Source organism: Saccharospirillum alexandrii, from assembly GCF_004000275.1.
Classification (GTDB): domain Bacteria; phylum Pseudomonadota; class Gammaproteobacteria; order Pseudomonadales; family Natronospirillaceae; genus Saccharospirillum; species Saccharospirillum alexandrii.
Window position 1 is genome coordinate 449,975 of sequence record NZ_RCIP01000001.1, and the last position, 20,913, is coordinate 470,887.

A 20,913-nucleotide genomic window follows, 5' to 3' on the forward strand; every position below is an offset into this window, starting at 1 on the left:
AATGAGTCTGCTGAACACGGCAATTACCGGTCTTAAAGCGCAACAGGAAGCCCTTCGGGTAACCGGCCATAACATTTCCAATGCCAGCACGCCGGGTTATTCGCGCCAGGAAGTGGTGCTCGATACCAACAGCCCCCTGTTTCGAGGCTTTGGTTTTGTGGGTCAGGGCGTGGATATTCAGTCGGTACGGCGCATTACCGATCAGTTCATGATTGCCCAGCAACGCACCGACACCAGCGTATTTCAGCAACTGAATGCCTACAAGGTCAACATTGAGCAGGTGGATCGCATCCTGGCCGATGAACGCACCGGCCTGCAGCCACAACTGGACCGTTTTTTCGCCAGCTTGCAGGGTGGCGCGGATAACCCGGCCTATGTGCCGGCGCGGGATGTGGTGCTGGGTGAATCCCAGGGGCTGGTCGACCGGTTCAAGACCATTCACAAATACCTGACCGATCAGAACGAAACCCTGAACAGCCAGATGCAGGCCATGGCAGGGCAGGTAAATTCGCTCGCGGCTGGCATTGCCACGTTGAACAACGAGATCGTCAGTGCACGCGGCAGCGCCAGCGCCCAGCCGCCTAACGATCTGATCGACAAGCGAGACGAAATGGTTCGACAGTTGTCTGAATATATGGACATTGACGTGACTGTCGATAACGACCAGTTCAATATTTCCATTGGTAATGGTCAGGCACTGGTGCTGGCCAACCAGGCCAACCGTATTGAAGCCGTGCCGGGTACCGAAGACCCCCAACGCTTTGGTATTCGATTTGTCAGCCCGATTGAGCGCAATGACATTACCGCTGATATTTCCGGGGGGCAGCTCGCCGGCTTGTTGAACTTCCGTTCAGACGCACTTGACCCGGCGCTTAACAATCTGGGCCGCATTGCCGTCAGTTTCGCGCAGGAATTTAATAACCAGCACAAACTTGGCATCGACTTGAACGGTAACTTTGGCCAGAACGCCTTTCACGATATGAATGATCCGGAACTCGCCTCCATTGGCCGGGCCCAGGGCAGTAGCGATAATGTCCTGCCCAGGAACCAGGTGCTCAGCGTTTTCTTTGAAGACACACGGGAACTGACCACGAGTGATTACACCCTAAGCCTGACCGGCCCCGGCAATTCGCGCTATGAAGTCATTCGTAAAAGCGACGGGGCTGAAGTGGCCAGTGGCTCTCTGACCGGCGACTTCCCGGACTCGATTGAATTCGATGGCCTGCGCGTTCAACTGGAAGGCGGTAACTTCAAAGAAGGGGATGAATTCACCATCAATCCGCTGCGCGGCGCGCCTGCCCAACTCGACTGGCTGATTGATGAACCCGCTGAGCTGGCCTTCTCCTACCCCATGCGAGCGGGTACCGGGGTTGGCAATCAGGGGACCGGTGAGATCAACCAGGGCACCATGCTGAGTCGCGACAGCAACATATTTTCGGCCGACGGACAACTGTCGCCACCCTTGGTGATCGTATTCGAAAGCCCAACCCGATACTCCGTGTACGACAACAGCGACCCCGGTAATCCGGTCTCACTCGACCCGCCGCTGGAGAACATCGAGTACGTGCCGGGCGTCACCAATACCTTGTTCACGGACGACCCCGGCGAGACCATTGTCAGTAGCTGGCGGCCGCGCTTACCGGAGAACCCCGCATTGGCGTTGGATGGCCCTGCAACCGTAGCGCCCTACAATGGCATCAATTCCGAACGCTTTGTGTTCTCCAGAACCGACCCAAACACCGGTGAAGTGACGCAAGACGAGACGCTGATTACCCCGCGTGGCGCCAGCGCAGCCGAGATTGCCGGTGAATTGAACCGGGTCGACGGCGTCACCGCGCGCGCCTACAGCGAAGTGCAGATTGCCAACTTTACCAACTCCGGGACTCCCTATGACCCAGACAACCCGTTTGAGGTCTGGGTAAACGGGTTTAATCTTACCGAAAATGACCTGGGCCCCAACCAGAACATCTATATGGACGGGTACCCGGAAGAGCTGCCGGAAGAAATGAACCCGAACTTCCTGGCCGACCGCATCAATGCGCATTACGACCTGCAGCAAGCCGGCATTCGCGCTAAAAGCGATGGCGACACGCTGACGATCACCCAGGAAAACGGCGAAGACATTTTCATCGAAATGCGCGGCGACAAACCTCAGGATGTGATCGTCGGGACGCCGCCAATTCCCGGTTCTTTGCCATCCAACGGCGCCATCGACCCCGGCGATACCTTCGAAATCAGCACGGGCGAACGTTGGCCAGTAGAACCGGTTGCCGGCAATACCCGTGGCCAGCTCAATAACCTGACCGGCTTCGATTTCAGTGAAGACGGCCCCTATACCTACGAGATGTATCTGCCCGATGGACGAACTGGACGCATCACGCTCGAAGGCAACCACGCTACCGCAGAGGACGTTAAAGCTGAGGTAGAAGCCAAAATCGGTGCGCTGCTCGACAGCCCGGGCCGGGTTCAGGCTCGAATTACGGCCCGGGGTGAACTTGAGTATCAAGTCTTCATGAAGGTGGAAGGCACCGGGAATGACGATACGGTGGGCGTCAACGTGGGTGGCCAGGTCGATGTCACCATGGCCGACGGCATTTCACTGGAAACCCGGCCTGAAGCGGGGGCCATTTTTACTGGCACCCCGGAAGCCAAGTCCACCTATCAGGGCTTTCAGTTCGAGATTGGCGGTCGCCCGGAAACCGGAGACGAATTCACCATTAACTGGAACGAGGGCGGTGTCAGCGACAACCGCAACGTGCTCGATCTGGTCGGCCTGGAAACCACCGACACCGTCAACAACCGCGATGGCGGCATGACCTTTACCGAAGCCTACAGCCAAGCAGTGGAGCAGGTGGGTACTAAAACCCGCCAGGCTCAGATACAGACCGACGCTGCTGAAGGTGTGCTGGCCTCCACTGAGGAATCTCTTAATTCCGTAAGAGGCGTTAACCTCGACGAAGAGGCTGCCCGGCTGATTGAGTTCCAGCTTGCCTATAACGCCAATGCCCGGGTCATCAGTATCGCACAGGAAACCTTTGATGCCTTGTTAGGGGCTTTCCGATGAATACGAGGGTTAAATCATGAGTGATCGTCTGTCTACTTACTGGATCTACCAGCGGCCGGTCAACGACATGTTGCAACTGCAAACCAACCTGAACAAAACGCAAGAGCAGATCAGTACAGGCAAACGCATATTAACCCCTGCCGATGACCCGGTAGGGGCCTCGCGCGTATTGCAGCTGAACCAGGAAATCGCGCTCATGGACCAGTACGAGCGCAACATTACCTTGCTCGATGCCCGGCTGGAGCAAGAAGAGGGTGTGCTTGGTGCTGTGGAAGACAGCGTCGCCCGCATCCGTGAACTGGCCGTCAAGGCCGGTAACGCGGGTGTACTCACCGGGTCAGACAGGCAAGCCATCGCCGCTGAGATACGTGAGCGCGTGGAAGAGATGTACGACCTGATGAACAGCAAAGACGGCAGCGGTGAATACCTGTTTGCCGGTTTTTCAGGCAACACTCAGCCTTTTGTTGAGAATCCGGGCGGTGGCTATGGCTATCAGGGCGACGAAGGTGTGCGCTTCCTGCAGGTTAGCCAGACCATTACCCTGGCCTCCAGCGACTCCGGTAAAGACGTATTTATGGACATTCCGTCCGACAAAACCAGCTTTACCAGCTATGCCAATCCGCAAAACACCGGCAACCCACCGGGCATTGTTTCGGCGGGCATCACGCTGGATCAGGAAAAGCTCGATGCCTTCTACCCGGAGGATGCCGTCATCAGCTTCGAAAACCCGCTCGATGTCGATCCTCCAGAGCAAAACTTCACCGTACGCCGCAAATCCGATGGCCGGGTGCTCGAAGGCCTGCAAAACGTGACCTATAACCCTGGTTCACCCATTCAGGTAGGCGGCGTCTCGGTTAACATCACCGGCAACCCAAACGCGGGTGATCAGTTCATCATCGAATCCAGCAACAAACAGGGCGTGCTTACGACCTTCGAAAAGTTCTTGTTTGCACTGGAGAACTACCCTCCGGGCACCGGTTTTGATGAGGTTTATGACGCTAACATCAGTCAAACGCTCAACAATCTCGACAAAACCATTGAGAATGTTTCCCAGGTCCGAGCGCGTATTGGCGCCCGTATGAATACCTCTGAAAGCGTGATGAATCAGCATGCCGACAACAAACTGGCCGCAAAAGACATCAAATCCGGCATAGAAGACCTCGATTTCGCCGAAGCGGTCAGCCGGTTGCAGATGGAGAGCTTCATTCTGCAGGCAGCGCAGCAGAGCTTTGCGCAGACAAGTCGACTCAGTCTGTTCGACTTTATCTAAACGGAGATCGACAAGCTGCTGGCATAGAGTCTTGTCGTTCCGTTATGCTCTATGTCAGTCACTCCCAACCCTGCTTAGTTCTGATGCAGGGGCGAAATCAGGCCCTTGTGGCTTCATATCCTGGAGGTATCGGTGGCACAACACATCCTGGTGACACGGCTTCAGGCGACACTCGAACAGCCCGACCGCCTTGCCGTCACACTCCCGGCTTGGCAGGAAGCGCTGGTTGAAGCCCTGCAAACCCTATCAAAAGCCCGCGCCGAAGCCCTGCTAAACGAAGTTCAAGCCGTCATCCGGGAAAATCGTGCCCTGTTCGAAAATGAAAGCCTCTCGATCCTCGATACCCTCGTGCAACAGCCCAATGCAGCCCGAAGCAGAGCTAAAGCCGGCCGGTATAAAGACGTCGGCAAGCTCTAACGTTGCTGGAAAGTCGTAGCAACATCTTCTTTTGCTCGCAGCTCACGTCTAAATACTAAAAACTACACTTTTTATTCCAAAAAACTCTAAAAGCTTTCTCTTCCTCCGCCGTTAACACAATTGTAAATGAGCGAACATCGCTGACGGTCAGAGCCATCCGGCCTCCGGGACAGCGTAGGAGAGAGAATCATGCCCCAGATTATTAACACCAACATCGCCTCGCTGAATGCTCAGCGTAACCTGAACAGCTCTCAGAGCGCGAACAGTACGGCCCTGGAGCGCCTGTCTTCTGGTCTGCGTATTAACAGTGCCAAAGACGACGCCGCCGGTCTTGCGATTTCCACTAAATTCGAGTCCCAGACCCGAGGTCTGAACCAAGCCATTCGGAATGCCGGTGACGGTATTTCACTGGCACAAACGGCTGAAGGTGCATTGGGTTCAATGACCGATAACCTGCAGCGGGTTCGTGAACTGGCGGTTCAGTCAGCCAACGCCACTAACTCTGATGAAGACCGTGTGGCCCTGCAGCAGGAAGTGAGTGCTCTGGTTGCCGAGATTACCCGTACAGCCGATGAGACCAACTTTAACGGTCGTAACCTGTTCGATGGTAACTTTAATGGCACGTTCCAGATCGGTGCGAACGCTGGCCAGACGGTTGATGTTCAGATTGGTGAATTGACAGCGGGTCGCCTCGGCGCATCCGATCAAGTTGGTGTAAGTGCCATTGGATCTGACCGCGCTATTTCTAACGGTGATTTGACTCTAAATGGTGTCTCGATAACCGCCTCACAAGCTGGCGATGATACCGCTTCTTTTGCTAATGCTGGGGCATCTGCTATTGCAAAAGCAGCTGCTATTAATAAATTCAGCGATCAAACCGGTGTGGAAGCATTCGCCAATGAAAACTTGGCAGCAGGCTCCTCGATGACCGGCACCGCTGGTAGTGGTTCGTTTACACTAAACGGCGTAAGTATTGACTTCACTACTTCTACAGATACAGCATCAACGAGAGCCTCTGTAGCCCAGGCGATTAACGCTGTTTCGGAGCAAACAGGTGTGATTGCTGTATCTGGTGAAACAGATGCAGATGGCATTCAGCTTGTGGCAGAAGATGGTCGGAACATTACTTTGTCCATCGATACCGACGATTTAACGACACTTGATGAAACAACGTTCAATCAGGCAACAGGTTTGATGGGTGGTCTAACTGAAGACCCCAACGATGCTACTGTTTTCAGTAACACAGTCGAGGGTGGCTACACACTGGTCGCTCGTGGGGATACTCAGCAGATCCAAATCGATGGTGGTGACGGCACTGGCCTGGGCAATTTGGAAAATGCTGGCTTGAAGGCCGGTACATTCGGGCGTGGGACTGCAGCGATTGTGTCTTCTGAAACCACTGGAGATACTTCAGGAACCGCACTGGGGCTAGGTGGTACTTTAACCAACACTGTTGGTACCGCTACAGCACCAATAACTGCTGCCTTAACGTTAGCAGTCGAACAAGATGGTGTGACCTATGCAGCGGCGACAACTGCTGGTGACACCTTGAGCGACATCTCAACCCAGCTCAATGCCGCAGGAGCAAACATTCAGGCATGGGAGCAGATTGATGCGACCCTTGATCTCACTGCAGCAACGGCGGCTGACACGATCACTGTTGGTGGCGTTGCGATTGCCCTGGAAGCCGGTGACGACAACGCTGCACTGGTCGACAAGCTGAACGCTGCAGACTTCAGTGCGGCTGATATTGAAATTTCGGCCTCTTTGGATAGTGATGGGAACATCAGTGCCAGCATTCGTAACTATAGCGCCGATGAGGTTACTTTCGCGTCAAGCGCTGCGACTTCAGAACTGGATGTAACCGTTGACGGTACAACCGTGACTGCTGATGGTACCGATACAGCCTTTTTGGCTGGTGATATCAGGTTCGTGTCCACAGATGGCAAAGAAGCTACTGTAACGGTCACTGACTCTTCAGCTACGGCTGCTGAGGTATTTACCGGCGCTAATGAGTCTGTAACTGTATCTGGAGGGGTGCAAAAAGGACTGGGTGCTGGTGATCTCGCGATAAACGGTGTCTCTATCGGTGCGGCTATTGAGTCAGCTGACACTGCTAGCGCAACGACGTCATCAACCGGCGCGACGATTGTTTCCTCTGACAAATCCAAAAGTGCCATTGCAATCTCCGCTGCAATAAACGCCGTGTCTGATGCAACAGGTGTGACCGCTGAAACCAATGCAACTGAGGTTACCGGTGGAGATGGATCTAATGTGAATGGTGATCGCTATGCCGTTGGCGATAGCGCTGAGTTATTCATCAACGGCATTAGCCTGGGTATTTTGTCTCTTCAAGACGATGGAACAGGCAATGTAGATCTGGATAAGGCAAAAGCTGATACTGTTGAAGCAATTAATGCTGCATCAGGAAAGACAGGTGTAACAGCGGTCGATAATGGCGTCTCTTTGACGCTAACGGCAGCAGATGGCCGTAATATATCCGTCGCCATTGATAACAACACAGTGGGTGCTGAAGACGTCAGCGATGACACCCAGAAAGGCCCGAATATTGGTGCTCTATTTGGTTTGGATTCTGCGGTTGATGGGATTGGTGAGGCACGTTTTGATGAGATGCAAGCATCAAGAGGGCTTACCGCAGAAGCAGACGCTGAAGCATTTGTCTATGAGACAACCTATGGCACGGTCTCTCTTGAGTCTGCTAGTGAAATTAGCATTGAAGCTGGCACCAATGGGGCTTCGGCTGTAGAGGACCTGGGTTTGCGACTTGGCTCATACGGTGGTGGTGAAGACGGACAGTTCCTTAAAGATGTTGATATCTCAACCTTTGAAGGTGCTCAGGCTGCGATTACTGCAATTGATAACGCTCTGCAAACTGTAGCTAGCCAGCGTGCTGAACTCGGTGCTCTGCAGAACCGCTTTGAGTCTACGGTTAGCAACCTGGCGATCACCGCTGAGAACCTGACAGCAGCCAACTCTCGAATCCGGGATGCGGACTTCGCGGCTGAAACCGCTGAGCTGTCTCGTACTCAGGTACTGCAGCAGGCCGGTATCTCGATTCTGGCCCAGGCCAACCAGCGGCCGCAGCAGGTGTTGTCACTGCTGGGTTAATCCGGTAGCCGGGTCGGCTCCCAGCCCTGGTTCCCCTCCTAACCGGAGTAAGGCACCAGAAGGGAGGCGACCCACTCTGATTAACTGAGTGTGACCGGAGGTTTAAAGATGAGTGATTTTAGTGGCTATAACGCGGCACTGAATGCTCGGCCTTCCACACCTGAAAGCCGTTCGGTAACGGCAAAGCCGCAACAGCCTCAGGGCGAAAGCGGCAACAGGTTACCGGCAGAGGTTGTGAAACAGGCAGACGGCAAGAACGCTTTGTCGCCTGTCGGCCTCTACACCAAAGCACAGGAAGACATGGCAGGGCAGGGCCCGGCCAAAGCTTCAGGCGCTGAGGAGTTAGAGCAGGCCGTGGCAACGCTGAACGATTACGTTCAAAACACGGAGCGAAAGCTGAACTTCCAGTTGGATGAAGACGCAGGCTTAACCATCATTCGGGTTTACGACAAACAGACTGATGAGTTGATTCGGCAAATTCCCAACGAAGAAGCCGTATCGTTGGCCCAGAAATTGAATGAAGAAGAGCCGTTATTGCTGTTTTCGGCGCAGGTTTGAAGGGAAAGCTGTTAGCTGCGAGCTGTTAGTTTTGAGTTAAAGATTTTTAGCTCATAGCTCCAAACTCGCAGCTTGCAGCTTCAAACTCTCAGCTCGCCGCTACAGAAACTTACAAACAGGGTATCAAGGGTTGGCGATTTTAGCCGATACCTTGAGTATCCTGTTTTTCTGTTTGCAGGTTCTGAACATTTGAGCGAGTGGGTGAATCATGGCGAGTATTGAGTCTCTTGGTATCGGTTCAGGCTTGCTGACCAGTGAGCTGGTCGAAAGCATTATCGAGGCCGAACGCGCACCGACTGAATTGCGTCTCGATCGCAAAGAAGCCGAGGTTGAAGCCAAAATCACTGCTTATGGCGAAGTTCGCAGCGCGCTTGATAAAGTGCAAAGCGCCGCTACTGCGCTTTCCAGTAACAATCTTATTCGGGGCACTACGGCAACCAGCAGTGACGATTCAGCCCTCACCGCTACCACCAATTCCACCGCCGAGCCTGGCAATTACCGTGTTGCGGTCGATCAGGTCGCGAGCGCCCATACGTTAGCCAGTAAAGCCTATACATCCGTGAGTGACACGGTTGGAACCGGCACGCTGACGTTTAATTTCGGCACGACGTCATACGACGATGTGACCGGTGACTATGCCGGATTCGAAAAGAATGCCGATCTGGCGTCCTTCAGTATTGATATCACCTCAGAAAACAACACCTTGTCTGGTTTACGAGACACCATCAACAAAAACGTAGAGGGCGTTACGGCGAGTCTTGTATTCGATGGCTCCGGATACCGTTTGCTGATGTCGAGCGATAAGACCGGTGAAAAATCGAGCATGGAGATCGTCGCTACTGGCGATGCTGGCATACAGTCACTGGCCTACAATGCTGCTCAGAACGACCCTGACAGCAACCTGCGTGAAACCCAGCGCGGCGAAGATGCCCAATTGCGGGTCAATGGTTTGGAGATTACCTCAGCCAGTAACCAGGTGAGCGAAGTGATTCGTGGCGTTACGATTAATGTCAACCAGGAAACGACGGGTAGCATCAACCTCAACGTCAACCGCAACACCGGCGATGTGGCGGATAAGATGGAGGCCTTCGTTGAGGCCTTCAACGAATTCAAGTTTGTCTATGATGAGGTCAATAAATTCGATCCTGATACCAATCAGGGTGGTCTGCTGCTGGGTGATTCTACGCTGCGCAGCACCTACAGTCAGTTGCGCAGCGGATTGAACGCTATTGTCGACAACCTGACGGGTGCCAATTTCCGAAGCCTGGCCGATGTTGGCCTGGAGACGGACCAGACTCAGAATTTCCAGTTCCAGTTCAACCGCACCAAGTTCGAGGCGGCATTAAATGCCAATGCCGATGCGATGGCGGGTCTGCTTGCTCGCCAACAGGAAGTCTCCGATAGCCAAATTCGGTATGTCACCCAAAGTGGCGAAACCAAGCCTGGCCAGTATGATGTGTTTATCGAAAAGGCTGCAACCCAGGCCAAATGGCAGGGTTTGAGTTCCGATGCCCTGGATTTTGGTAGCGATCTGGTCATTGGCGGCAGTAACGATGAATTCACGTTGCAGTTAAATGGTACGGAACGTACCGTCGTACTCGAGCAGGGCAATTATGCCAATGGCGACGAACTGTCGCTGATGCTTCAATCAGCCATCAATACAGCGTTCGTGGATTCCGGTCAATCTGCGACCGTCAATTTTGATGCAACCACTCAAAGCCTCGCGATTACTTCATCCCGCTTTGGGTCAGCCTCAACCGTTAACATATCGTCAGTTGACCCCACACTGGCCGCTACCCTGGGGTTGGCGCCTGCTGGCACTGGCCAGGTTGCCGGACAAAATTTCAGTGGCCTGAATGATGCCAGTTTCGCTGCCTCTACCCTCCCGGGTACCCAAGCTGTCAACCCTGATGAAGGTATTGATTTCAGCACCAATACACTGAGTTTCGATTTGGCAGTCACCGGCACCGGTGCTCCCTCGCCCGTAACCATTACGCTGGATGAGGACTGGAGTGATGTGCTCAACACCAGTGGTGAAGTCACGACAGAGCGTGATCGTGATGATGTACTGGCCTACATTCAATCTGAATTGAATGGGGCGGGGTTAACCGGCTTTGTTAGGGCTGAGTTTAACAGTGCGAATCGATTGGTGTTCCGTACCGAGCCTGACGCCGGCGCGCAATCCATTGAGATCAGTAATATTACTGCCTCTGGTACCGACCCGCTCGGCCTACAAGCAGGGCTGAGCGGTAGTGGCGTCACCCTGGCAGATCCTGCTGAGTTCTCTCTTAGTTACAGTAACCGCCAGTCATCGGTAACCAGCGGTGCAATAACAGTCCCCGCAGGTACGTATGAAACGGGTGAGGCGCTGGCCCAGGCAATTCAGGATCAGATTAACGCGGATGCCAATGTCGTTGCGGGTGCTGCCGGTGCTGAAACCACCAAAGGCAGCCGTGTTCTGGGCACCAACGTCGATTTTGCCAGTGACCCATCGCAGATCCAGTTTTCGCTCAATGGTACCGATTACACCGTTAATGTGAATGCGGAAACGGAAGGCAATACCCTTGGTAATATCCAAAACGCGATTGATGGAGCCCTGGGTGCCGGCGTTATTACTGCTTCGCTGGATAGTGATGGCCTGGTGTTGACGACGAACGCTACCGGTTCAGGTCAAAACCTGGTGATCACCAAAGACGGTATGGGTGCGACAACAGCGTCGGGTAGTGTGGATTTGTCGACCGGCGTTGATTTTGGTGCCAGCCCGGCGACGTTCCGTTTAACGGTTGACGGTGTGGAAATTGATGTGACCGTCGATGGCGATGGCACCACGGGCTCCAATGATGGAGTCTCGAATCTGGCTGTTATCCAGCAGGCGCTTGATACTGGTTTGTCGCAGGCTGGTGGTGGCGGGGAGTTTCAGGCGGGCGATGTGAAGGCTCGGTTGGACAGCAGCGGTCAGCTCTATTTTGAGACGTTGTCCAAAAACGGAGAGCCGACGCTGGCCACCTACGGTGCCAGTGCCATGATTGAGCTTTCCGAGACTGCGGGTGCTGGTTCGCTGGGGCTGTCCGATCAGGGACCATTGATCAACGGTGCCGATGGCTTTGGCCTGGCTGTTGGGAATTACCAGGGGTTTGATAGCCAGGCCAACGTCAGTTACGAGCAGAACGACGACGGAAATGGTCGTTTTGTCGTCAGTTTTGGCAACGATACCCAGGTTCAGTTTGATGCCGTCAATCTGACAGCGGCGGCTCAGTTGGGGTTTTCATTGAATACCGGTAATGAATCAGAACCCGCGCGTGGCCAGGATGTGAAGGGCACCATCAATGGAGTCGAAGCAACGGGTAGGGGTCAGCTGCTGACTGCCCGTGAGGGCAATGAAGGCGCCACCAATGGGTATTTGTTGGGTGGCACCGGCGCTGATTTCACGAGTCCGGTGACGATCGATGGGACGAATGACAACCTAAAAGTGGTTATCGACGGTCAGACATCGGGTGAAATCACCCTGAATAGCGGTGTGTATACGACTGGCAATGCTCTGGCCGCTGAGCTGAAACGAGCGATTAACGCAGACGCAACACTGGCGGGTAACAATAAGGCTGTCGACGTTCAGTATGATCCGGACACCTCAACATTCGGTATTTTCTCAGTTAGCAAAGGTGCTGAGTCGACGGTTCGCGTCTCTGAAATAGACGCAGGGGCAATCGATGTCTTTGGTTTTACCACTTCTACCCAGGGTGTTAAGGGTAAAGACGCAGTTGGAACCAAAGACCCTGCAGCAGGCCTTGTACTCCGGGTCGAAGGCTCAGGCACCGGCGACCGTGGCAGTGTGTCGCTGATCGAAGGCATTTTCGCCCGCTTGGATAAAACCATGAAAAGTTTTCTGGACAGCAGTGGGCTGATTACTGGTCGCGAGAAAGCTCTGGAGCGGGATATGGAAGGGATCACCGAAGACAGAGAGCGTCTCGATGCGCGTTTGGAAGCCCAGGAGAAGCGCCTGAAAGCCAAATTTTTGTTCAACGACCAGATCGTGGCCCAGTTAAAAACAACTGAGGATTTCTTAAGTCAGCAGTTTGAGATTTTGGCGGCGGGTATTACTGGTAAGCAGTAACCGCTGCCGTTTTCGCCCTAACGTAGACCCTCGATGGTTGAGAGAAGGGTGGAAAGGGCAGTGCTGGAATCAGACCTCTGAATCTTAGCCATAAAAAAACCCGCCGAGGCGGGTTTTTTCGTTTCACTCGGCCAATTAAGCCGCTGAAGTAGCAATCACCGAATCGGCAGCTTTGATGAAATCTTCCATCTTGTCGAAGTTCAGGTAGCGGTAAATATCCGCTGACATGCTGTCGATCTTGTTGGCGATTTCCAGGTACTCGGCTGGTGTTGGCAGTTTGCCGTTCAGGGCGGCAATGGCGGCCAGTTCGGCAGAGGCCAAGTACACATTGGCACCATCGCCCAGGCGGTTCGGAAAGTTCCGCGTTGAAGTGGAAACCACGGTTGACTTGGCCGCTACCCGTGCCTGGTTACCCATGCACAGTGAACAACCCGGCATTTCGGTGCGGGCACCGGCGCGGCCGAAGATGTTGTAGTAGCCTTCTTCCATCAACTGGGCCTGGTCCATCTTCGTCGGCGGGGAAACCCACAGACGAGTGGCGATCGGCGCGTTGTGGGCGTCGAGCAGCTTGCCGGCGGCGCGGAAGTGACCGATGTTGGTCATGCACGAGCCTATAAACACTTCATCGATTTTCTCGCCAGCGACGTCAGACAGGGTCCGGGCATCGTCCGGATCGTTCGGGGCGCAGAGAATCGGCTCTTTGATTTCATCCATGTCGATTTCGATGACAGTGTGATATTCGGCATCTTTGTCGGCACGCATCAGACTCGGGTTGGCCAGCCACTCTTCCATCGCCTTGGCGCGACGCTCCAGGGTACGGGCATCGCCGTAGCCGTTGGAGATCATCCAGCGCAACATAACGACGTTGGAACGCAGGTATTCCGCAACCGAGTCTTCACCCAGGGTGATGGTGCAACCGGCGGCGGAGCGTTCTGCTGAAGCGTCAGACAGCTCAAATGCCTGCTCAACGGTCAGTTCTTCCAGGCCTTCAATTTCCAGAATCCGGCCGGAGAAGACGTTCTTTTTGCCTTTCTTCTCAACGGTCAGGTGGCCTTCTTTGATGGCGGCGTAAGGAATGGCGTGCACCAGGTCGCGCAGGGTGATGCCAGGCTGGCGCTTGCCTTTGAAGCGCACCAGAACCGATTCCGGCATGTCCAGCGGCATAACGCCAGTGGCCGCAGCAAACGCAACCAGGCCAGAACCGGCCGGGAAGGAGATGCCCATCGGGAAGCGGGTGTGGGAGTCGCCACCGGTACCGACGGTATCGGGCAGCAACATGCGGTTCAGCCAGGAGTGGATAATGCCGTCACCCGGACGCAGGGAGACACCGCCACGGTTCTTAATGAAGTCGGGCAGGGTGTGCTGGGTCTCGATGTCGACCGGTTTTGGGTAGGCCGCTGTGTGGCAGAACGACTGCATCACCAGGTCGGACGAGAAGCCCAGGCACGCCAGGTCTTTCAGCTCATCGCGGGTCATCGGGCCGGTGGTGTCCTGTGAGCCAACGGTGGTCATCTTGGGTTCGCAGTACTGGTTCGGGCGAACGCCTTCCAAACCACAGGCCTTGCCGACCATCTTCTGGGCCAGGGTGTAACCGGCTTTGCTGTCGGCTACCGCGCCCGGGCGACGGAAGACAGTGCTGGGTTCCAGACCCATGGCTTCACGGGCACGGTCGGTCAGACCACGGCCGATGATCAGCGGAATACGGCCACCGGCGCGTACTTCATCGAGCAGCACCTGGGTGTTCAGTTGGAATTCGGCGATGACGTTGCCATCTCGCTCAACTTTGCCGGCGAAAGGGTAGACGTCGATCACGTCGCCCATGTTCAGCTCGTTGACGTCCACTTCAATTGGCAGGGCGCCGGAGTCTTCCATGGTGTTGAAGAAGATGGGAGCGATCTTGTTGCCCAGCACGAAACCACCGGTGCGCTTGTTCGGCACGAACGGCATGTCTTCACCGGTGTGCCACAGCACCGAGTTGGTGGCCGACTTACGCGAGGAACCGGTACCGACCACATCGCCCACCAGAGCAATGGAGTGGCCTTTTTCTTTCAGCTTTTCGATTTGCTGAATTGGGCCGATTTCGCCTTCTTTGTCGGGGGTCAGGCCGTCGCGGCTCATTTTGTACATGGCCAGGGCGTGCAGCGGGATATCCGGGCGTGACCAGGCGTCCTGCGCCGGTGACAGGTCATCGGTGTTGGTTTCACCGGTGACTTTGAACACGGTCAGAGTCAGTTTCTCAGGGACGTCGGGCTTGTTCAGGAACCACTCGGCATCAGCCCAGGATTGCATGACGCTCTTGGCAGCGGCGTTACCGGCTTTGGCCAGCTCGTCGACATCGTGGAAGGCATCGAACACCAGCAGGGTGTGTTTCAGCTCTTCAGCGGCGGCTTCAGCCAGTTTGTCGTCAGTCAGCAGGCCAACCAGGGTTTCGATGTTGTAACCACCCTGCATGGTGCCGAGCAGTTGCACGGCTTCTGCGGCGTCGATCAGCGGGCACTCGGCTTCGCCTTTGGCGATGGCCGAGAGAAAAGCGGCTTTTACATAGGCCGCTTCGTCAACGCCGGGTGGTACCCGGTTGACGATGAGATCTTTGATGAAGGCTTCTTCGCCCGCAGGCGGATTTTTCAGCAGCTCCACCAGCGCGGTTACCTGGTCGGCGGTCAGCGGCTTGGCGGGGATGCCAAGAGCGGCACGCTCTTCGACATGTTTACGATAGGCTTCTAGCACGGTTAATTCTCCAACAGTGAAGGGGTTGCGGCGCGGCTGAGCCGGCAGGGCAACGGGTTGCCTGAAACACCGGACGCATGCGTCAACAACCGGGACTGGCTGAGCATAAGCGAGGCGCAGTTTAGTGAAAAACAGCACAAAAGTTAAGTAATGGTACCTTATACCCTGTATTCATGAGGTGAATAGTAGGGTGGCTGGCCTGAGTCCGAAATCCATTGTGTAATCGCGCGCGTCGATCGTCACTACCCCGGTGCCAGGCGTACCTGGCACTCCTTTGGTTATCTCAGCGGTCGAATACCATGAATTGCCGACGGCAAGGGTTGATTGGTGTTAATTCGAGACGCCAGGGTCTGGCTGGCTTTCTTCCACCAGACTCAATTCGAGCTTATCACCCTCAATTTTGGCGATGGTTACTGCCAGCGGCTGGTTCAGCATAAAGCTCTTGTCTTCACCCTTCATCATCATGCGCAACGGGTCATAGCTCAGTTTTTTCTTTTGTCCGCGCAGGTCGATAAAGCCGGCAGCTCCGTTGTCGTCGAGTTGGGCGATGATGCCGCCTGAGTTGATATGGACAACGGTGGCTTGCCAGGTCTGCTCAGGTTGCTGGCTAAGCCAGTCCAGACGCAGGCGGTTTTCAACTTCGTTGGCGGCTTTGCGGCTGTTGCCGAGACGCTCGTTGAGGTCGTCGGTCAGCCCGGCGGGCAGAGTGAAAGGCTGGCCCGCCAATTTGGCGTGAATCAGCCGATGCAGGACGAGGTCCGTATATTTGCGGATTGGGCTGGTGACGGTGGTGTAGTGGTCGAAACCGAGGCCAAAGTGGGGCGCTGTGGTGTTGGACCAGGCTCCGCGCTCCAGTCGCTTTAGCAGTACGCTCAGCAACGGGAAGTTTTCGACCGTGCGAGCAGCGCGCAAAATAGACTTGAAGCCTTCCGGCTCATGGCCATCGGTATCGGCGACGTCGTTGGCGAACTCCCGCAACAGGCCCTTGAGTTCTTCTTCTCGGTCAGGCCGAAAACCGGCGTGGGTCATAAACAGGGCGCTGTCTTCGGACAGCCAGGCGGCGGCAATGCGATTGACCGCGAGCATGCTCTCTTCGACGAGGCTGTTGGCGGTGTTGCGTTCTTCTTTGACCACGCTGGTGACGTTCAATTGCTCATCGACTTTAACCCGGTAGTCGGGCCGTTCCTGCATGATCAGGGCGTTGCTCTTGCGCCAGTCGAACAGGGCTTTGCAGCATTGTTTGAGCGTTTCCAGGTGCCAGTGAGCAGCCGGAATTGGGGCGGCGCCGTCGAGCCATTCGCTGACTTCCTGATAGCTCAGTTTGGCACTGCTGCGTATCACCGACGGGGTGATGGCCAGTTTGCTGAGGCTGCCATCGGTGGCGACGCGGATGTGAAACACCAGTGCCAACCGGTCCGCATTGGGGGTCAGTGAACACAGATCGTTGGCCAGGCGTTCGGGCAGCATGCTGATCGGGCGGCCAGGCAGGTAGGTGGTGGTTAGGCGCTGCCGGGCTTCGGTCTCAAGGGGAGACTCTGTCGCGAACCACGCTGCCGGATCGGCAATGGCAACGCGTAATAGCCAGCCATCGTCGGTTTCTTCGGCGTAGAGGGCATCATCCATGTCTTTGGTGGAGGCATTGTCGATGGTGACAAAGGGAATGTCGCGCAAGTCGCTTCGACCCTCCCTGACTGCATCGATGAGGCTTTCATCAAGCGCCTCTGCAGCCGCCAGTGCTTCGGCTGAGAAGTCGCCGGGTAACTGGTGTTTTTCAATGGCAATGGCGTGCCAGGTACCGGGCTCTTCTTCACTGCCGATGACATTGATCACTTCAGCCTGGGCTTTGCCGGTTTCCCAGGGGTGGCGGGTTACCCTGGCTTTTACCCATTGGCCATTGGCGGCGTCGGCGGTCTTTTTGGGTGGTACAAATAGCCATTTGGCATGGCCGATGACTTCGGGTTCAACACCCTGGGCTTTGCCGCGTACGACATAGCGGCCCATAAACTCGGTCAGTGGTGACGACACCAGCGTGACCAGGTCGGCAATGACCTTGCCTTCAGTGGTTTCCGCAACAGTGAACTCGACTTCATCGCCCGGGAACACTTTGGCCATGGTATCGGGCGGTAGAAAATATTCGGTGGCGTCGGCAGCGATCACGAAGCCGAAACTGCGGCCGGTCCCCTTAATAGTGCCGCGCATGACCAGAGGTTCGGGCGTAGTGGACTTGATGTCACTTTTTAGAGATTGAAGCTGGGCGAGGGCTTTGGCATCGAGCATAGAGGACCTGAATCGGGTTCGCATTTCGTTGTGGGCGCGCAGTATACCGGAAACGGCCGGCTTTTTGATAAGCTGGGCGGGTAAAATTCGAGGAGCCAGTCATGGCCGATATTCGCTCGCTGGACGCCGCTCGCAAGCAGGCGCGAAAGAAAAAAGCCAAAGCTATTACCCTGTGCAGGCATGGCCATCACCGCTGGGAGGTCGATAATCAGCCTCAGTTCGATGTGAAAGCTGGAAAACTGGTCACACGGTTACGGTGCAGTCGTTGTGGGGAGGTTCAGGTTAAAGCCCGTTGAGCCACTAGTTTGACCAGCGATCCAAATTCGTCAGGAAGGTTCTGGCCCGCTCGGCATTGGCTTGCAGCTCGGTGTCATTGGGCGTCAGAGTCAGGGCTTCTTCCCATACATCCAGCGCCTCGCCCAGAAAACCCTGGCTGTAGAGTAATTCACCCCGTTCCTTGAGCAGGGCGGATTCGCTGGCCAGGCGGGTATTCAGCTCGTCACGCATCGGCTCCGATTTTTCAGGGTCGAGTTCCGTCATTTCATTGAGCAAGCGTCTTGCGCCCGTCAGGTCGTTCAGGGACAGGCTCAACGCAAAGGCTTCTTCCAGTTGCGGCCACTGCTGTTCAGCGACAGCCGCCTCCTGGGTTCTGGCTTCCTGGCGTTCCGTCTGCTGGGCCTGCTGAATGCTGTTCAGTAATTCCTGGCTCAACTCATTGGGCGACAGCCGGTTCGACAGGCTTAACGCCTGCACCGCACGAAACGAGTCGTTTTCATACAGCGCTTGCCGGCCGGAGGCATAGAGTTGCCGTGAAGTGGTTTTCAGCTCTTGTTGAAAGGTTCGGTAGCGTTGCTGGGTAAAAAAGTTATTGGGCGTTGCTTTCAGCAGGTTCTCTTCGCTGTCGCGAATGGCCAGCAAGTAACGGGCCCGGGCCAGCAGAATGGCATTTTCACTGCGGTTGATGCTGTTCAGACGACGTTGATCGTATTCGCGGCGCTGAGACAGTAATTCCGGCGCTTCCGGCAGATTGGCCAGGGCCGCGTCCAGTACCGCAATAGCACCTGCCCAGTCGTTATCGGCTTCGTGGCGGCTGGCGCTGTCGAGCTGTTCGTCGATGTAGTCGGATCGTCTTTGTTCAATAACGCTCGAACGCTGGCGCAGTTCTTGGTACGTCTCGTGATCGGGGTCCATGGCATTAATGGTCGCCAGGGCTTTATCGTACTGGTGGTTTTCAACCCAGGCATCGACTTGTTCGTTGACATTGCTTTGCTGTGCGTAAAACTGCGCGCAGCCGGCCAGCAGCAGGGCGACGCTTACCATCAGAAACAGGCGGATCATGACTGTGACTCCCCGGTACTTGGCTCGGCAACAGAATCTGCTCCGGCATCATCGCGGGCTATTTTGGCTGGATCGTCGGCCCAGGCATCAACGGTCAACACGTTCACACTGCTTTGCAAACCCTTGATCTGGTGCCATTCATTGGAATGGGTAAGCAAGGGATGCCGTTGATTGAGCATCGAATAGAAATTTCCGTCGGTAACCACCTGGCCTGAATCTGCCAGGTCACAGAGGCGGGAAGCCAGATTAGCGGGCTCACCAATGACCGTATATTGCATTCGTTCATGAGAGCCGAGCAAACCCGCCAGTACCGTGCCGCCGCTCACCCCGACGCGAATCGTAAGGCAGGGTTGATTGGCCTGAGCGCGCTGCTGGTTCATGGCCGTGATTCGATCGCGAATTTGCAGGGCGCACTCCATGGCGTGGAAGCGATGTTCGGGGTCCGATTGCGGGCAGCCAAACACGAGCATTGCGCAATCGCCGATGTATTTATCGACGTTGCCGTGGAATTCGTGGCAGGTGTTGGCGAACTCGGTGAAGTAGAGATTGAGCACTTCGGCGGTCTCCTCCGGGTGGCGCCCCTCGCTGAACGCGGTATAACCCACCAGGTCGACAAAGAGAATGCTGGCATCGACGCGTTTGCCTTCCCGGGCCAGTTCGACATTATCCTGAGCCATGTAGCGGGCAGCGACCGGGTCGCTGACAAAGCGGGAGAACAACTGTTCAACCCGTTGTTTCTGTTCCAGTTCGGCTGACATGTGGTTAAACGATTGGGTCAGGTCGCTGAATTCTCCCTGGTGCTGGCCACGAATTCGAAAGCCATAGTGGCCAGACTCGATGGCGCGTGTCCCCTCTATCAGGTCGCGTACCGGCTTGGCCAGCGATTGGCCCAGACGAATCGCGATAAGCGTAATGGATAACACCAGCAGAATGACGACGACGATACCGGAACGAACAATTGAACGCTGACCGGCAATCATCTCGGACCGGTCGAGACCTACCCAGGCAGCACCGCCGCTGACACCCCGGAACACAACAGGAGAATAGAACCACACCGTTTCTTCGTTGGTTTCAACCTGACCCTGGCTGCGATAAGCCTGGTCTGCATTCACGGCAGGCAGTGAAGATCCGGCTTCTGCCAGCACGTCGCCATCCCGGTTTACCACGCTGGCGGCGACGACAGAGGGTTGGTCGCTGAGTGAAAATACCAGGCTGGCGAGGCTGAGCTGGTCTTCAGTGAACACAAGCTCAACCGAGGCGGCCGCCAGCTGCGATGACAGGCTGTTCCCGGTGTCTACAAACTGAGTCTGCATCATTGAAAATTGTCGGTACACCAGCGTATAGCCAAGAATGCACGACGCCAGTAAGACCAGCATGGTCATGATCAGGGCGAGCTTGTGTCCAAAATGCCATTTCATCAGAGGCTCACGTAATTTGCCGGTTGAATCCGCTTTGCAGCGCTCATGTCTGTTTCCGGCAATATTATCATGCCTCGGCGGTTCTGGTGAGCCTGCACTCACCCGGTCATTGACTGGTACTTATCCGACTGCTGAGCCGGGAGATTCTAATGGTGACTTTCGTCACAATTTGGAAGTGCCAATGAGTCAATAGGCCCTGTTAATGGCTGAACTGTGCGTCAGTTAACGTTAAAGATCGTCTGGAGGCCTGTAATGGCGGGCCTAAAGGCGTTAGAATGCCCATATGATTGAATCTTTCTCACTAGTCTCTTTCTTTCAGGCTTGCCAATGGGGCGTCGCCTTTCTGTTTGTGCCACTGGTCTGCTGGTACGAATGGTCGCGTTCCTCCGTATTTTGCCGCTGGTGCGCCCTGCTCAGCGGGTATGCCGTTCAGTTGGGGCTGATCGTTTTGCTGGTTGACTCCGGTTTCGAGATGTCCACCGTCATTTTGTTCGGCTCAATTTCAGCCTATGCCTGGATCAAGCTGATGACAGGCTGGCTGCCAACGGTTCGCAAAGCCGCCGCCTAGGGGCCTGTCGGACGCCGGGCACGTCCCATTTTATCC

General features: G+C 55.3%; 12 protein-coding genes. 8 read left to right on the plus strand and 4 right to left on the minus strand.

The window, feature by feature from the left end; genetic code table 11:
• Position 1: 1 nt before the first annotated feature.
• The 6 genes from flgK (at position 2) to fliD (ending at position 12,549) form a co-directional block, all read left to right on the plus strand.
• Positions 2-3,064 (plus strand): flagellar hook-associated protein FlgK, encoded by a 3,063-nt coding sequence (gene flgK / locus EP166_RS02145; protein ID WP_127555166.1) that lies wholly within the window; start codon positions 2-4, stop codon positions 3,062-3,064.
• A 16-nt stretch (positions 3,065-3,080) separates the two neighbouring features.
• Positions 3,081-4,334 (plus strand): flagellar hook-associated protein FlgL, encoded by a 1,254-nt coding sequence (gene flgL, locus EP166_RS02150; RefSeq protein ID WP_127555167.1) that lies wholly within the window; start codon positions 3,081-3,083, stop codon positions 4,332-4,334.
• Positions 4,335-4,466: 132 nt separating this feature from the next.
• The gene (locus tag EP166_RS02155; RefSeq protein WP_127555168.1) at positions 4,467-4,751 is read left to right on the plus strand and encodes a hypothetical protein; all 285 of its coding nucleotides are present in this window, start codon (positions 4,467-4,469) and stop codon (positions 4,749-4,751) included.
• A 189-nt stretch (positions 4,752-4,940) separates the two neighbouring features.
• Positions 4,941-7,880: a flagellin N-terminal helical domain-containing protein gene (locus EP166_RS21600; protein ID WP_127555169.1), complete on the plus strand. Its 2,940-nt coding sequence runs from the start codon at positions 4,941-4,943 to the stop codon at positions 7,878-7,880.
• A gap of 108 nt (positions 7,881-7,988) precedes the next feature.
• Positions 7,989-8,438 carry a flagellar protein FlaG gene (locus EP166_RS21415; RefSeq protein ID WP_246026198.1) on the plus strand — a complete coding sequence of 150 codons (450 nt, stop codon included), beginning with the start codon at positions 7,989-7,991 and terminating at the stop codon, positions 8,436-8,438.
• A gap of 208 nt (positions 8,439-8,646) precedes the next feature.
• On the plus strand, positions 8,647-12,549 hold the full coding sequence (fliD, locus tag EP166_RS02170) for a flagellar filament capping protein FliD (RefSeq protein ID WP_127555170.1): 3,903 nt from the start codon (positions 8,647-8,649) through the stop codon (positions 12,547-12,549).
• A gap of 135 nt (positions 12,550-12,684) precedes the next feature.
• Here the strand turns inward: fliD and acnB are convergent, their stop codons facing one another.
• Positions 12,685-15,276 carry a bifunctional aconitate hydratase 2/2-methylisocitrate dehydratase gene (gene acnB, locus EP166_RS02175; protein WP_127555171.1) on the minus strand — a complete coding sequence of 864 codons (2,592 nt, stop codon included), beginning with the start codon at positions 15,274-15,276 and terminating at the stop codon, positions 12,685-12,687.
• 330 nt (positions 15,277-15,606) lie between these two features.
• On the minus strand, positions 15,607-17,553 hold the full coding sequence (locus tag EP166_RS02180; protein WP_164743778.1) for a ribonuclease R family protein: 1,947 nt from the start codon (positions 17,551-17,553) through the stop codon (positions 15,607-15,609).
• 101 nt (positions 17,554-17,654) lie between these two features.
• Here EP166_RS02180 and EP166_RS02185 point away from each other — a divergent pair, with 101 nt between their 5' ends.
• Positions 17,655-17,849, plus strand: a complete 195-nt coding sequence (locus tag EP166_RS02185; RefSeq protein WP_127555173.1) for a hypothetical protein — start codon at positions 17,655-17,657, stop codon at positions 17,847-17,849.
• Positions 17,850-17,853: 4 nt separating this feature from the next.
• On the opposite strand, the gene EP166_RS02190 is transcribed toward EP166_RS02185, so the two are convergent.
• Together EP166_RS02190 and EP166_RS02195 are read right to left on the minus strand one after the other, a co-directional pair.
• Complete coding sequence (locus EP166_RS02190) at positions 17,854-18,891, minus strand: tetratricopeptide repeat protein (protein WP_127555174.1); 1,038 nt, start codon at positions 18,889-18,891, stop codon at positions 17,854-17,856.
• Complete coding sequence (locus EP166_RS02195) at positions 18,888-20,309, minus strand: adenylate/guanylate cyclase domain-containing protein (protein WP_127555175.1); 1,422 nt, start codon at positions 20,307-20,309, stop codon at positions 18,888-18,890. Before EP166_RS02195 ends, EP166_RS02190 begins: the two co-directional genes overlap by 4 nt.
• A 283-nt stretch (positions 20,310-20,592) precedes the next feature.
• On the opposite strand from EP166_RS02195, the gene EP166_RS02200 reads away from it, so the two are divergent.
• Positions 20,593-20,877 (plus strand): hypothetical protein, encoded by a 285-nt coding sequence (locus EP166_RS02200; RefSeq protein ID WP_127555176.1) that lies wholly within the window; start codon positions 20,593-20,595, stop codon positions 20,875-20,877.
• Positions 20,878-20,913 lie beyond the last annotated feature (36 nt).

Excerpts from the sequence above, each read along its gene's own strand:
- flgL (WP_127555167.1), top strand. The coding sequence starts at position 3,081 with ATGAGTGATCGTCTGTCTACTTACTGGATCTACCAGCGGCCGGTCAAC.
- EP166_RS02200 (WP_127555176.1), top strand. The coding sequence starts at position 20,593 with ATGATTGAATCTTTCTCACTAGTCTCTTTCTTTCAGGCTTGCCAATGG.
- EP166_RS21600 (WP_127555169.1), top strand. The coding sequence starts at position 4,941 with ATGCCCCAGATTATTAACACCAACATCGCCTCGCTGAATGCTCAGCGT.
- flgK (WP_127555166.1), top strand. The coding sequence starts at position 2 with ATGAGTCTGCTGAACACGGCAATTACCGGTCTTAAAGCGCAACAGGAA.
- EP166_RS02185 (WP_127555173.1), top strand. The coding sequence starts at position 17,655 with ATGGCCGATATTCGCTCGCTGGACGCCGCTCGCAAGCAGGCGCGAAAG.
- EP166_RS02190 (WP_127555174.1), bottom strand. The coding sequence starts at position 18,891 with ATGATCCGCCTGTTTCTGATGGTAAGCGTCGCCCTGCTGCTGGCCGGC.
- EP166_RS02180 (WP_164743778.1), bottom strand. The coding sequence starts at position 17,553 with ATGCTCGATGCCAAAGCCCTCGCCCAGCTTCAATCTCTAAAAAGTGAC.
- fliD (WP_127555170.1), top strand. The coding sequence starts at position 8,647 with ATGGCGAGTATTGAGTCTCTTGGTATCGGTTCAGGCTTGCTGACCAGT.
- EP166_RS02195 (WP_127555175.1), bottom strand. The coding sequence starts at position 20,309 with ATGAAATGGCATTTTGGACACAAGCTCGCCCTGATCATGACCATGCTG.
- EP166_RS21415 (WP_246026198.1), top strand. The coding sequence starts at position 7,989 with ATGAGTGATTTTAGTGGCTATAACGCGGCACTGAATGCTCGGCCTTCC.